Source organism: Paenibacillus thalictri (assembly GCF_004307995.1).
Lineage (GTDB): Bacteria > Bacillota > Bacilli > Paenibacillales > NBRC-103111 > Paenibacillus_AF > Paenibacillus_AF thalictri.
Genome location: NZ_SIRE01000037.1, coordinates 53542 through 65757, shown reverse-complemented (window position 1 = coordinate 65757; position 12216 = coordinate 53542). Strand labels below are relative to the sequence as shown.

Here is a 12216-nt window from a genome sequence, read left to right as displayed (position 1 = left end):
ATGAGTTCCGTACAGGCTCAGCCTCGTTTACGCAAAGTGTGGAAGTTCCGTTGGCTTTATTTGTTTATGTTTCCCGGCATCGTTTATTTTGTGCTGTTCAAATACGTGCCGTTATGGGGACTTCTGATGGCATTTAAAAACTACCAGCCTTTCCTCGGGCTTGTCAAAAGCGAATGGGCTGGATTCCAGCATTTTCATCGGTTGTTTGGGATGTCGGATTTCTGGATGTTGTTCCGCAATACAATCATTTTGGGACTGTACAATGTGCTTGTCTTTTTCCCGATTACGATATGTTTGGCGCTGCTGCTGAACGAAGTACGCAAGGAAATGTTCAAGCGGTTCGTGCAGACGCTTGTATATGTGCCCCATTTTCTGTCTTGGGTCGTTATTGCGGGCATTACTTATGTGCTGCTGACGACCGAAGGCGGCATTATCAACGAGCTGCTTAAGCTGCTTGGTTACGGGCAAGTCGAATTTTTGACAAGCACGGAGGCGTTTCGTCCGTTAATTGTGCTGCAGATGATCTGGAAGGATGCGGGCTGGGGTACGATCATTTTTTTGGCGGCGCTGGCCGGAGTCAATCTGCAATTATATGAAGCTGCACGTATCGACGGAGCAAGCCGCTTCCAGCAGCTGTGGCACATAACATTGCCGTCGATCCGCAGCGTTATCGTTATTTTGTTTATTTTGCGGCTGGGCAGCTTCCTGGATCTCGGCTTCGAGCAAATTTTTCTGATGCTCAATGCCGTAAACCGCGAAGTCGGCGAAGTGTTCGATACTTACGTTTACCGCGTCGGCCTGCAGCAGGGGCAGTTCAGCTACAGCACGGCGGTGGGGCTGTTTAAGTCGGCAGTCGGACTTATCTTGGTTGTTATCGCCAACAAAATCGCCAAGTGGTGCGGTGAAGAAGGCATTTATTAGGAGGAATCGGGATGTATCTCCATCGTTCCTTTGGGGAAAAGTTGTTCGAGCTGGGCAATTATATCTTTTTGGCTTTGGTTGCGCTGCTTACATTTTTGCCATTTGTCTATGTGTTTATCACATCTTTCTCGCCTGACAACACGGTGTGGCCGTCCCGGTTTTCGCTGGGCGCGTACGCATATATTTTTTCTACGAAAACGTTTGTGAAAAGCCTTGGCGTCTCCGCGTACATTACGGTGCTGGGCACGCTGCTGAGCCTGCTTACGACCTCGCTGATGGCATATTCCTTGTCTTATAAAGAACTGCCGGGGCGAAGCAAGTTTATGCTGCTTATTTTGTTCACGATGTTGTTTCAAGGCGGAATGATTCCGACGTATTTTGTCGTCAAGCAGCTGCACATGATCGATTCGTTGTGGGCCTTGATGATTCCGAACCTGATCAGCGCATTTTATCTCATTATATTGCGCGACTTTTTCGCCAATGTGCCGCATGAACTGATCGAGTCGGCCAAAATGGACGGCGCCCACGAGCTGACCGTGCTGCTGCGGATCGTACTGCCGTTGTCGCTGCCGTCGCTGGCGGCGTTTGGATTATTTTACGCGGTGGGGATATGGAATCAATATTTCAACGCCATCATGTTTATCAATTCGCCGGACAAATGGCCGGTTCAAGTGCTGCTGCGGCGTATCGTCGTGCTTGCCTCAGGGGGGCTTGGGGATAGCGGCAACAGCGGCGAGTCGGTGGCGTTTTACGGCCAATCGGTAAAAATGGCGGTGATTGTTGTGTCCACGATTCCGATTTTACTCGTCTACCCGTTTCTGCAGAAGCATTTCGCCAAAGGCGCTTTGCTGGGCTCGGTGAAAGGATAATCCCGCTCGTGCGGGTTTCCTAGATAGATGCTTCACGAAACATCATCATCCGGGAAAAGCATAATGAAGTGGAAAAAGGGACTTAAACATGAGGAGGGTTCACATGAACAAGACAAGAAAAACGCTGGCGCTTACTGCGGCGGCGGTGATGGCGGCATCGGCCGTGCTGGCTGCCTGCAGCGCTCCGAAAAGCGATGCTCCGGCAGGGGGAACCGCAGCGACGAATCCGGCAGGCAATACGTCAGGCAACAACAGCGGTAATACGGCTGCGCCGGCCAAGCCGCTTGCGGTGAAGATGCTTTTGAATTTTGACGGCAAGGACGTTCCGGTACCGGGTAACGAAGCGCAAAAAGCGATTGAAGCGTACACCAATACGAAGCTGGAGATTACCTCGATCGCCAGCAACGATTTTTGCAACAAGCTGCCCGTCATGATCGCTTCCGGCGATCTGCCGCAAATCGTCGCAAGCTGCGGCTCGCCAAGCCAATCGTATTTGATCAGCGCGGTGCAGAACGGCGCGTTCTGGGATGTCACGCCGTATATCAAGGATTACAAAAACTTGGCGCAGATGCCCCAGATCGTTTACGACAACGTCAAAATCGACGGCAAATTGTACGGCATCCCGAGATACCGCCCGATCGCGCGGTACGTCTGGTCTTACCGCAAGGACTGGCTGACGAATTTGGGGCTGCAGCAGCCGAAGACGGTGGACGATCTTTACAATATGCTGAAGGCGTTTACGAACGGCGATCCGGACAAAAACGGGAAAAACGACACCTACGGCTTGACGATGATGGTGAAAAACGACTCGCTTCGCCCGGATTTCGGGGTTGTATTTGGCGCTCCGCTATTGTGGGGCGTGAAGGACGGCAAGTTTATCCGCGCGGAGGAAACGCCGGAATATATGGAAGGGCTGAAATTCACGAAAAAGCTGTATGATGAAAAATTGATCAATCAGGATTTTGCGGCGATTGATGTGCCGAAATTCGAAGGTGATCTCGAGAACGGCAAAGTGGGAGTTATCAACGAAGCGACCAACAAAATCCTCACGTTTGATTCCCGGGTGAAAAGCCATAATCCGAACGCCGCAATCGACGCTTTTGCCATTTTGCAGGGGCCGAAGGGCACGTTTCTGGGAGGCGAACGCGGTTCCAACGGCATTCTGATGTTCCCGAAATCCAGCGTGAAGACGGAAGCCGATCTGAAGCAGCTGCTCACTTTTATCGACAAGCTTTCGGATAAACCGATGGCCGATTTGCTGGAGTGGGGCATTCAAGGCAAGCATTACGAGCTGAAGGACGGCAAAGCCGTGCGGACCAACCAGGACGCTTTCGACAACGAGATCGGCTTCCCTTACAAATATCCGCTGGAGACGGTGCCGGTGAACAATATCCGCACCGAAGGCGCGTTGGATCCGCTGACAAAACTGCAGCTGCAGCTTGAAAACGACAATACCCAATATGCGGTTGTCGATCCGACGATGACGCTGATTTCCGCCACTTGGGCGCAAAAAGGACAAGAGCTGGTGCAGATTTTGACGGACGCCAAGGTCAAATTCATCATGGGCAAAATCGACGAAAGCGGCTGGAATGCGGAGCTGAATAAATACCGCAAGGCCGGCGGCGAGCAAGTCTCCAAAGAATACGCGGAAGCGTATGCAAAAACGCAGAAGAAATAAAAGGATTGAAGGGATCATCTCCCGAAATATGTTAAATACGAACAAAAATCCCTTAAGAGGAGACAGACGCATATGATCAAAGTGGCTGTAATCGGCACTGGTGTCATCGCTAAAGCACATTTGGAAGCGTATGTGAATTCGTTTAAAGGCCGCTGTGAGGTTGTTGCGCTGATCGACATCTACGAGGACAAAGCGAAGCAGTTGAAAGAGCAGTATCAGTTGGACTGCCGCATCGTCGGCGATTACCATGAACTGTTGGACAGCACGGAGCTTGATCTGATATCCGTTTGCACGCCGCCGTATACGCATTCGCAAATTGCCGTCGATTTTTTGCGGGCAGGCAAACATGTGCTGGTGGAAAAACCGATGGCGTCTTCGCTGGAGGAATGCGACCTGATGCTGCAGGCCGCCGCAGAGTCCGGAAGCATCTTGTCCATCGTCGGACAGAATCGGTTCCGCGATCCGGTCATGAAGCTGAAGAAGCTGCTGGATTCGGGTTTGACCGGCAAAGTGGTGCATGCGCAAGTCGACTCCCATTGGTGGCGGGGACATTGCTATTACGATTTATGGTGGCGCGGCACGTGGGAAAAGGAAGGCGGCGGCTGTACGCTGAATCACGCCGTTCATCACATTGACATGCTGCAGTGGATGATGGGCATGCCGGCCAAAGTCACGGCCGTGATGAGCAATACGTCGCACGATAACGCGGAGGTGGAAGATCTTTCGGTGGCGGTGCTTTCTTACGGCAACGGAAGCCTGGCGCAAATTACAAGCTCCGTTGTGCACCATGGTGAGGAACAGCAGGTCGTGTTCCAGACGGAAAAAGCGCGGATATCCGCTCCTTGGAAGGTGTACGCTTCGGTTTCCAAGGAAAACGGCTTCCCGGTCCGCAACGAAGCGCTGGAAAACGAACTGGAGGAGCGTTACCGGACCATTCCCGATTTGCTTTACACCGGACACGCCGGGCAGATCGATAACGTCCTGTCGGCGATTGAAGACGGCTCGGCGCAAGTGCTGATCGACGGGCAGGAAGGGCGCAAAACGCTGGAATTGATTACCGCCATTTACGAAGCCGCTTCGACGGGCCGCAGCGTCGTATTGCCGCTTACGAAAGAAAGCCCGTTTTATTCGCGGGACGGCCTGCTGGCGAACGCTCCGCATTTTTACGAAAAGACGTCATCGCTTGTATCCTTTACGAATAACGAAATTACGCTGGGCAGCGATTACGGAAAAGGGTGAAACGGAAGACTCCGCAGAAGGAAGAGTGGGTGGTGTACGGTATTACACAATGAAACGCTGGTGTGATTAATCTACGACGACCCGGTCATTTTTGCTGCTTGGTTGGGAGATAACCAGAAATTCGATTTCATCGTTTGATTGATTTAACATTTGATGTGGAGTCAGGGGCGGCACTTCAACTCCTTCATGCTGATGGATGATTGATTTGATGCCGCCGACTTCTAAAGTTGCCGTTCCGGATAAAACAAAGAAAAATTGCCGGGCGTGCTGATGGTAATGCCTTACTTCCGAAGTATGGGCAGGCATCCGTTCGTGTATGACGCTGAATTCGGCGCTTTTAACCAAATGCCAGCCATCGCATACATTTCCCCAAATGTAGTGTTCGGCGTTTTGTTTGCTTATTTTCATTTTAACGTCTCCCGTCATATTGGCTTTTATGAATAATTATACAAATTAACGAATAATAATTCAAATCTAAAAATGATATGTAAAACGCCGCTTGGGACTTCAATGCTCCCGAAGCGGCGTTTATTTGATTAGACCGATATACTTACAACAGTGACATCAGCGTCCCTCAGCGTCACCGGCATTACTGGCAGCACCGGCAGTTTCCGTTTCCAAAACTTCGGCAGCCTCATCGGCTTCTTTTTTATCCGGGTTTTCCGCTTTGGCCGGAACTTCCAGCTCCAGCACGACAGGGCAATGGTCGCTGCCGAGAATATGAGCGTCGATCCCGGCGCCGGTTAAGGAAGGGGCCAGCCGGGAGGAAGCCAGGAAATAGTCGATGCGCCAACCGACATTGCGCTCCCTGATCTTCGGCATATTCGACCACCAAGAGTAAGCGTCCGTCCGGTCGGGATAAAAATGCCTGAACGTATCGACAAAACCGGCCTCCAGCAGCTCCGTCATTTTGGATCGTTCTTCGTCCGTGAACCCGGAGTTGCCGCGATTGGACTTCGCATTTTTAATATCGATCTCTTCGTGAGCGACATTGAGATCTCCGCAAACGATGACCGGTTTCAGCTCGTCCAACTGCTTAAGGTAATCTCTAAACCGGATTTCCCACTCCACTCTATAGTCCAATCGGGATAAATCGCGTTTTGCGTTGGGTGTGTATACCGTAACAAGATAAAAGGTCTCAAACTCCAATGTAATGATCCGCCCTTCGGGCTCGGAGTCCTCCTCCATACCGTAACGAACGGATATAGGTTTGACCTTAGTGAAAATGGCCGTTCCCGAGTAACCTTTTTTCTCGGCATAATTCCAAAATTGATGATACCCCTCGTAGTCCAATGAAATTTGCCCTTCTTGGACCTTGGTTTCCTGCAGGCAGAACATATCTGCGTCGGCTTGCGCAAAATAATCGCTGAATCCTTTATTTACACAGGCGCGTATCCCGTTGACGTTCCATGATATCAGCTTCATTGACGGTTCTCTCCCTTGTGGCGATGCTTGCTTCTATTCTGCAAATTTGCGGTTGTGCCCGCTTAAACTGCGCGGACAGAAGCGGCTTATACCAGTATAACATAAACGCTAAAGACGTGGATTAAACAGAGCAAGCACACTCGGCGGATGTCTCGCAATTGAATAACTTCGGCAATTTTCAATAATGACTATAGCCGTTGTTCATCGAAGTTGTTATAACGCCGATTTATTTTCCGGGAAATAAAAATTGTCTCGCTAATGAGTATTACATGTTATTGAAGTTTGTTCTACAATACAGGGATGGATATGTAAAAAAATGGATATATAAAAAGGGGTGTGAAATATGTGGAATCCCGATGAATATTTGCAGCAGCTGTACAAGCAGACGCCATCGCTCACGTTTACGGCGGGTTCTCACGCAGAGTGGCAGCAGTGGAGGGCAGCGCTCCAACAAACGCTGATCGACTCGCTTGTTTTGCCGGACAAGGGACTAAGCGGATTGGAGCCGGTTGCAGTGAACAGCAAGGACTGCGGGGATTACGTGCGGGAGCAGGTACAGCTGACAACCGCGCCGCATATGCATATGCCTGCTTATGTGCTTGTACCGAAACGTCCGCTGCGCTCCCCAGGACCTGCAGTGCTTGCTTGTCCGGGCCACGGTTACGGTTATAAAGAGCTGGTCGGCTTGCTGCCGGACGGCAGCGAACGTCCCGGGGGACCCGGGATTTACAAGGATTATCCGGTTGAACTGGCCAAGCGGGGGTTGTTGTGATCATTCCCGAACTGCTCGGATTAGGGGACAGGAGACTAAATCAGGACCGGGACAAGGATCCGAAGGAAAACTCCTGTTTCAGATTGTCCACTAACCTGCTGATGGCCGGAAAAACGCTGGCCGGTCTGCGAGTGCACGAAATGATGAGCTGCATCGATTATTTGCTATCCCGTGGGGATGTCGATGCAGGGCGAATCGGCTGCATGGGGTTTTCCGGCGGGGCATTAGTGTCGGCTTTAACGGCGGCTGTAGACGAACGTATACGTGCAGCGGTGATCAGCGGTTACGCCAATACATATGAGGACAGTATTCTCGCGAAGCCGCATTGCGCCGACAACTACATCCCCGGTCTTTACCGTTATGCGGAAATGCCGGATTTGTTCGGGCTGATCGCCCCGCGTCCGCTGCTGATCGAAGCCGGGGAGGCCGACCGCGGGTTCCCGCTGCATGGGGCGCTGAAGGCCATCAATCGGCTGCAGGCGATTTACCAGGCAGCCGAAGCTTCGGAGCATATCGCAGCCGATGTTCATCCGGGGGAACACGAGGTATCGGGGCGGCTGGCATACGATTGGCTGGAAGTTCATTTAAACGGGTAACGAAATACTCTCATAGAAATAGATTGTGTGAAAAAAAGCCCTGACTCGGAAAAGGTCGGGGCTTTTTCCGTCCGCAGCGAAACCGCTGTTTACCATTCGCAGCACGCGGGACGTTGTGCCGCCGCAATATGCCGTAATACCGGGGCAACACGTCAAGATGCCGCTTCTGGCAAGGAAAAGTCACTTCATGATTATATCGTGGAATCGGCGGATGACGCGGTTTTTATAGGTGTCTCTCCGAGGATTATAGCATTTCATCGCCGCTTCCCCGAATATAAGGGATGCGGAGCGTTGATTGCCGCCGACCAGCATTACAACATAAAGGAGAGGCTGTTACAACAATATGAAAACCAAATACGCCATATGCGGGGTAAGCAACAGAGCCGTCAAAATGTTCATCGGACCGATGGTAAACACCTTTCATCATCACGCAGAGACGGTTGCGCTGCTCGACATTGATCCGAAACGGCATGAGGTATGCAAAAGCAAGTATCCTTCCTTAGCCGATGTCCCCGAATATGGGGCGGACGACTTCCAGCGGATGGTGGCTGAAACGAAACCCGATGTCATTATCGTAACCGGGCGCGACGATACCCATGCCGGGTATATTGTAAAGGCGCTGGAGTTGGACCTTGACGTGATCACGGAAAAACCGATGGCAACAACCGGCGCGGACTGCCGCAAAATCATCGAAGCGGAAGCCAGATCCAAAGGCAAAGTGACTGTTGCTTTCAATTACCGGTATGCGCCGATTCATACAAGAATCAAAGAGCTCGTATTGGAAGGCAAAGTGGGCCGGGTGACATCGGTCGATTTAAACTGGTACATCGATACTTACCACGGAGCCAGCTATTTTAAGCGCTGGAACCGGATAAGAGCGAACTCGGGCGGTCTTTCTATCCATAAAAGCTCGCATCATTTCGATCTTGTCGGCTGGTGGATCGGCCAGCAGCCTGCGGAAGCATTTGCATACGGCCGTTTGAATTATTACGGACCCGAAGGTGAAGGGAATCCGCGGAAAACGGATGGTCGGCATTGTGAGACATGCGGTGATAAACCGGACTGCGCTTATTTTATGAGATGGTCTTCCCGCAGCAAGCAGATTGCGGTCAAAGACGACCATATTGAGATGGGCCGGGCGATGAACGGCTACAGCGAATACCGGCCCGATGCTTGCATTTTCGATTCGCAAATCGATATCGAAGACACGTATGCCGCAACGGTTCGCTACGAGCAGGGGGCGCTGCTGAGTTACTCGGTCAATTTTTCGCTGCCGTACGAGGGTTACCGCTTGGCTATTAACGGAACCAAAGGCAGGCTGGAATCGACCGAATTTCATTCGCCGTCCCGGGTGCCGTTCCCGGTGCCGGAGCAGACGATCGATTATTTCCCGCTATTTGGCTCCAAAGAAACGATTCATGTCGTGAAGCGGGAAGGCGGCCATGGAGGCGGCGATCCGGTGTTATTGGAAGACATATTCCTCGGTCCGGATCCGAAGCGCGGTTATGCGATATTGTCCGGGGCCAAGGACGGGGCTTATGCCGTAGGTGTAGGCGAAGCCGTATGGCGTTCGGTTCAGGAAGGCCGCCCGGTGAGCCTGCAGGAAGTATTGGAGGTGCGATGTTGAAAACAAACCCGACGATGTCCGGAGCTCCCGCTTTTGCCAAACGCAGTGCAAAGCTTAGAGCTTACCGGAGTCTGATTGTCAAAAACCGCTGGTTGTATGTGATGGTGACGCCGGGGTTACTGTATTTTCTGTTGTTTAAATATGTGCCGATGTGGGGCGTGTTGATCGCCTTTAAGGACTATTTGCCGTTTCGCGGATTTTGGGGCAGCAAATGGGTCGGATTCAAGCATTTCATCCGTTTTTTCAACGACCCGTGGTTTTGGCTGCTGTTCAAAAACACGTTTATACTCGCTTTTTACAATATCGTATTTTTCTTTCCGATACCGATTTTACTTGCGCTAATGCTTAACGAAATCAAATTCGACCGGTTTAAGCGGGCGCTGCAGACGGCCATTTACATCCCGCATTTTGTATCGTGGGTTGTTGTCGTCGGTATCATTTACATGTTTTTCACGACCGAAGGCGGACTTGTCAACGAATGGGTCGCAGCTGCAGGCGGCGCAAAAATCAATTTCCTGCTGTCCAACGATTGGTTCCGGCCCTTGATTATTCTCGAGGTGATCTGGAAGGAAGGCGGATGGGGCACGATTATTTTTCTGGCCGCCTTGGCGGGCGTAGATCCGACCTTGTACGAAGCGGCGAAAATCGACGGCGCTTCGCGGATCAGGCAGCTGTGGCATATTACGCTGCCGGCGATTCGCAGCACCATCGTCATTTTGCTGATTTTGCGGCTGGGCAGCTTCCTTGATTCCGGCTTTGAACAAATTTTCTTGATGCTTAACCCGATGAACCGTCAGGTCGGCGAAGTATTCGACACGTACGTGTTCAGCAACGGCATCCAGCAGGGACAGTTTAGCTTCAGCACGGCGGTTGGACTGTTCAAATCCGTAATCGGCTTGATCCTGGTGGGGGCTTCCAACTATTTGGCCAAAAAATTCGGTGAAGAAGGCGTCTACTAAACGATTTTATTTGGATGGGAGGGACGGCGATGATGAAACGAAATCCCGCTTCTTATTTGTTTGATGTGGTCAATGGGTTGATTTTGCTTGTATTTGCGATTGTTACGGTCACTCCTTTTGTATATGTGTTTATGGGCTCGTTTACGGCGTCCGAGGAATTGCTGGCGCGTGGTTTTGTGCTGATCCCGCACAAGTTTTCGCTTGACGGATACCGTTACATTTTCTCGACCAATACGATTCTGAACAGCGTTGGGGTAACGATTTTTATAACGGTGGCGGGGACGCTGATCAACCTGTTTTTTACCGCGCTGACCGCGTATCCGATCTCACGCAAAGATTTCTTGGGGAGAAAGCCGATCATGCTGATGGTCATTTTTACGATGCTGTTCAGCGGCGGCATGATTCCGTCGTTTATCGTGGTCAAATGGCTCGGGCTGCTCAATTCGTATGGCTCGCTGCTCATTCCGGGAGCGATCAGCGCGTTTAATCTGATCGTGTTAAAAAACTTTTTCCAGCAGCTGCCGGAAGGGCTGGAGGAAGCGGCGAAAATCGACGGCTGCAGCGACTTGCAGGTGCTGGTGCGGGTGGTGCTGCCGCTGTCGCTGCCGGCGATGGCCACATTTGCGCTGTTTTATGCGGTGGGACATTGGAATACGTTTTTTAACGCCATTTTGTACATCAACGATACGAACAAGTGGCCAATTCAAGTGTGGCTGCGGCAGATCGTCATTATGGCTCAAGGCGGAGTCGGCGACGCCCGTGAATTGGGCAGCGATTTTGTAGCCCCGCCGGCCGAAGTTGTCAAAATGGCGGTGATCGTTGTATCCACGGTACCGATTCTGCTCGTATACCCGTTCCTGCAGAAGCATTTCGCCAAAGGCGTGCTGCTTGGCTCCGTCAAAGGTTAAAGCGGCAGCAGCTTCTTGGGAAGCCAAATGGGATACCCCCGTGACGGTTATTGGCTGCAAGCTGCGGGCTTTGGCCGGTTCGGGTTCACATAACTGAAGGAGGAAAAAACTTGAAAATTACCGACATCATTTGCTACAAAACGGACGGTTTGTTTTATGTCAAGGTGGAGACAGACGAAGGGGTGAGCGGTTTCGGCGAATCCAGTCCGATGCGGCCGGACGTGCTGGCACAAATCATGACGACGGTCGTCAAACCGCAGGTCATCGGTATGGATCCTTTTGACGGGGAACTGATCGAAGAACGGGTCATGCGCAAAAATTACAAAATTTCCGGTCAAATGCTGGCATCGACGTTCAGCGGGCTGGAAATCGCTTTATGGGATTTGAAGGGACGTTACTTAAAACAGCGGGTGTACAACCTGCTCGGCGGTCTCTACCGTAATCGGATTCCGCTGTACGCTTCCAGCATGAGCCGCGATTTGACCCATGAGGAGGAGGCGGACAAGGTGCGGGACGCGATCAGCCGCCTTGGCGTGAAGGCGGTGAAGATCAAGGTGGGGCCGCGTTACGGCACGGGGCTGCCGGTTGATCTGGCCGACGACGAAAAAAAAGTGAAGGCGGCGCGCGAAGCGATTGGGCCGGATTGCCGGCTGATGATCGACGGCAACAGCTCGTACACGTACATTCAGGCGGTGCAGCTGTTTGAACGGATCAAACAATACGATATTCACCACTTTGAAGAGCCGTGCCCTTATTTTGACATCGAGACATATGTCAAACTGGCGCATACGCTGCCTGTGCCGATTCACGTAGGCGAGCAAGATTGGAACTTGTTTACGTTCCGCGATTTCATCAGCCGGGGCGCGTGCCACCTGTATGCCGCCGATCCGGTCAAATGCGGCGGTCTGTCAAGCGCCAAGCGGGCGGCTGCGCTGTGCCGGGCGTTCGGCATTCACTACGTGCCGCATAATACAACGCGGGGCGTCGGTTTTGCGGCGGCGCTTCATTTGGCGGCCAGCTCGCCCGAATGCAGCAGCTATTACGAATACAACATCGAGAAAAGCACGACAAGAGAGCGTTATTTGAAAGAACCGTTCCGGGTGGAAAACGGATACATCGTCGTACCGGAAGGCCATGGCCTCGGCATCGAGCTGGACGAAGAGAAGATGGAAGCGACGCTGGACGTCGTGCGTTAAGCCGACGGCAGTGTGTGGACTCATGG

12 protein-coding genes are annotated in these 12216 nt (G+C 51.9%); 10 read left to right on the top strand and 2 right to left on the bottom strand.

All coding sequences use genetic code 11. The features are described 5' to 3' along the window. From EYB31_RS35680 to EYB31_RS35665, 4 genes are all read left to right on the top strand, one after another. Positions 1 to 921 (top strand): ABC transporter permease, encoded by a 921-nt coding sequence (locus tag EYB31_RS35680; RefSeq protein WP_240763181.1) that lies wholly within the window; start codon positions 1 to 3, stop codon positions 919 to 921. Positions 922 to 932: 11 nt separating this feature from the next. Next, complete coding sequence (locus EYB31_RS35675) at positions 933 to 1790, top strand: carbohydrate ABC transporter permease (protein WP_131018352.1); 858 nt, start codon at positions 933 to 935, stop codon at positions 1788 to 1790. 103 nt (positions 1791 to 1893) lie between these two features. After that, a complete protein-coding gene (locus EYB31_RS35670) occupies positions 1894 to 3468 on the top strand; it encodes an extracellular solute-binding protein (protein WP_165452792.1) in 1575 nt (524 codons plus the stop codon). A gap of 72 nt (positions 3469 to 3540) precedes the next feature. Continuing rightward, a complete protein-coding gene (locus EYB31_RS35665; RefSeq protein ID WP_131018350.1) occupies positions 3541 to 4707 on the top strand; it encodes a Gfo/Idh/MocA family protein in 1167 nt (388 codons plus the stop codon). A gap of 66 nt (positions 4708 to 4773) precedes the next feature. Here the strand turns inward: EYB31_RS35665 and EYB31_RS35660 are convergent, their stop codons facing one another. Both EYB31_RS35660 and EYB31_RS35655 read right to left on the bottom strand, forming a co-directional pair. Continuing rightward, positions 4774 to 5115, bottom strand: a complete 342-nt coding sequence (locus tag EYB31_RS35660) for a cupin domain-containing protein (RefSeq protein ID WP_131018349.1) — start codon at positions 5113 to 5115, stop codon at positions 4774 to 4776. Between the two features lie 156 nt (positions 5116 to 5271). Further along, on the bottom strand, positions 5272 to 6132 hold the full coding sequence (locus EYB31_RS35655; protein WP_131018348.1) for an exodeoxyribonuclease III: 861 nt from the start codon (positions 6130 to 6132) through the stop codon (positions 5272 to 5274). 343 nt (positions 6133 to 6475) lie between these two features. On the opposite strand from EYB31_RS35655, the gene EYB31_RS41120 reads away from it, so the two are divergent. The 6 genes from EYB31_RS41120 (at position 6476) to EYB31_RS35630 (ending at position 12190) form a co-directional block, all read left to right on the top strand. Next, the gene (locus tag EYB31_RS41120) at positions 6476 to 6904 is read left to right on the top strand and encodes an alpha/beta hydrolase family protein (RefSeq protein WP_240763180.1); all 429 of its coding nucleotides are present in this window, start codon (positions 6476 to 6478) and stop codon (positions 6902 to 6904) included. Next, positions 6901 to 7500 (top strand): alpha/beta hydrolase family protein, encoded by a 600-nt coding sequence (locus EYB31_RS41115; protein WP_240763179.1) that lies wholly within the window; start codon positions 6901 to 6903, stop codon positions 7498 to 7500. The genes EYB31_RS41120 and EYB31_RS41115 overlap by 4 nt, the downstream gene beginning before the upstream one ends. A 343-nt stretch (positions 7501 to 7843) precedes the next feature. Beyond that, a complete protein-coding gene (locus tag EYB31_RS35645; protein ID WP_131018347.1) occupies positions 7844 to 9127 on the top strand; it encodes a Gfo/Idh/MocA family protein in 1284 nt (427 codons plus the stop codon). Positions 9128 to 9228: 101 nt separating this feature from the next. Beyond that, entirely contained in the window at positions 9229 to 10086 is an 858-nt protein-coding gene (locus EYB31_RS35640; protein WP_420819498.1) for an ABC transporter permease, read from the top strand. A 29-nt stretch (positions 10087 to 10115) separates the two neighbouring features. Next, positions 10116 to 10994 (top strand): carbohydrate ABC transporter permease, encoded by an 879-nt coding sequence (locus EYB31_RS35635; RefSeq protein ID WP_131018346.1) that lies wholly within the window; start codon positions 10116 to 10118, stop codon positions 10992 to 10994. A 110-nt stretch (positions 10995 to 11104) separates the two neighbouring features. Beyond that, entirely contained in the window at positions 11105 to 12190 is a 1086-nt protein-coding gene (locus EYB31_RS35630) for a mandelate racemase/muconate lactonizing enzyme family protein (protein ID WP_165452791.1), read from the top strand. Positions 12191 to 12216 lie beyond the last annotated feature (26 nt).

Bases quoted from the DNA above. Each gene is read 5' to 3' on its own strand.
- EYB31_RS35680 (WP_240763181.1), top strand. From the start codon at position 1: ATGAGTTCCGTACAGGCTCAGCCTCGTTTACGCAAAGTGTGGAAGTTC.
- EYB31_RS35675 (WP_131018352.1), top strand. From the start codon at position 933: ATGTATCTCCATCGTTCCTTTGGGGAAAAGTTGTTCGAGCTGGGCAAT.
- EYB31_RS35670 (WP_165452792.1), top strand. From the start codon at position 1,894: ATGAACAAGACAAGAAAAACGCTGGCGCTTACTGCGGCGGCGGTGATG.
- EYB31_RS35665 (WP_131018350.1), top strand. From the start codon at position 3,541: ATGATCAAAGTGGCTGTAATCGGCACTGGTGTCATCGCTAAAGCACAT.
- EYB31_RS35660 (WP_131018349.1), bottom strand. From the start codon at position 5,115: ATGAAAATAAGCAAACAAAACGCCGAACACTACATTTGGGGAAATGTA.
- EYB31_RS35655 (WP_131018348.1), bottom strand. From the start codon at position 6,132: ATGAAGCTGATATCATGGAACGTCAACGGGATACGCGCCTGTGTAAAT.
- EYB31_RS41120 (WP_240763180.1), top strand. From the start codon at position 6,476: ATGTGGAATCCCGATGAATATTTGCAGCAGCTGTACAAGCAGACGCCA.
- EYB31_RS35645 (WP_131018347.1), top strand. From the start codon at position 7,844: ATGAAAACCAAATACGCCATATGCGGGGTAAGCAACAGAGCCGTCAAA.
- EYB31_RS35640 (WP_420819498.1), top strand. From the start codon at position 9,229: ATGGTGACGCCGGGGTTACTGTATTTTCTGTTGTTTAAATATGTGCCG.
- EYB31_RS35635 (WP_131018346.1), top strand. From the start codon at position 10,116: ATGATGAAACGAAATCCCGCTTCTTATTTGTTTGATGTGGTCAATGGG.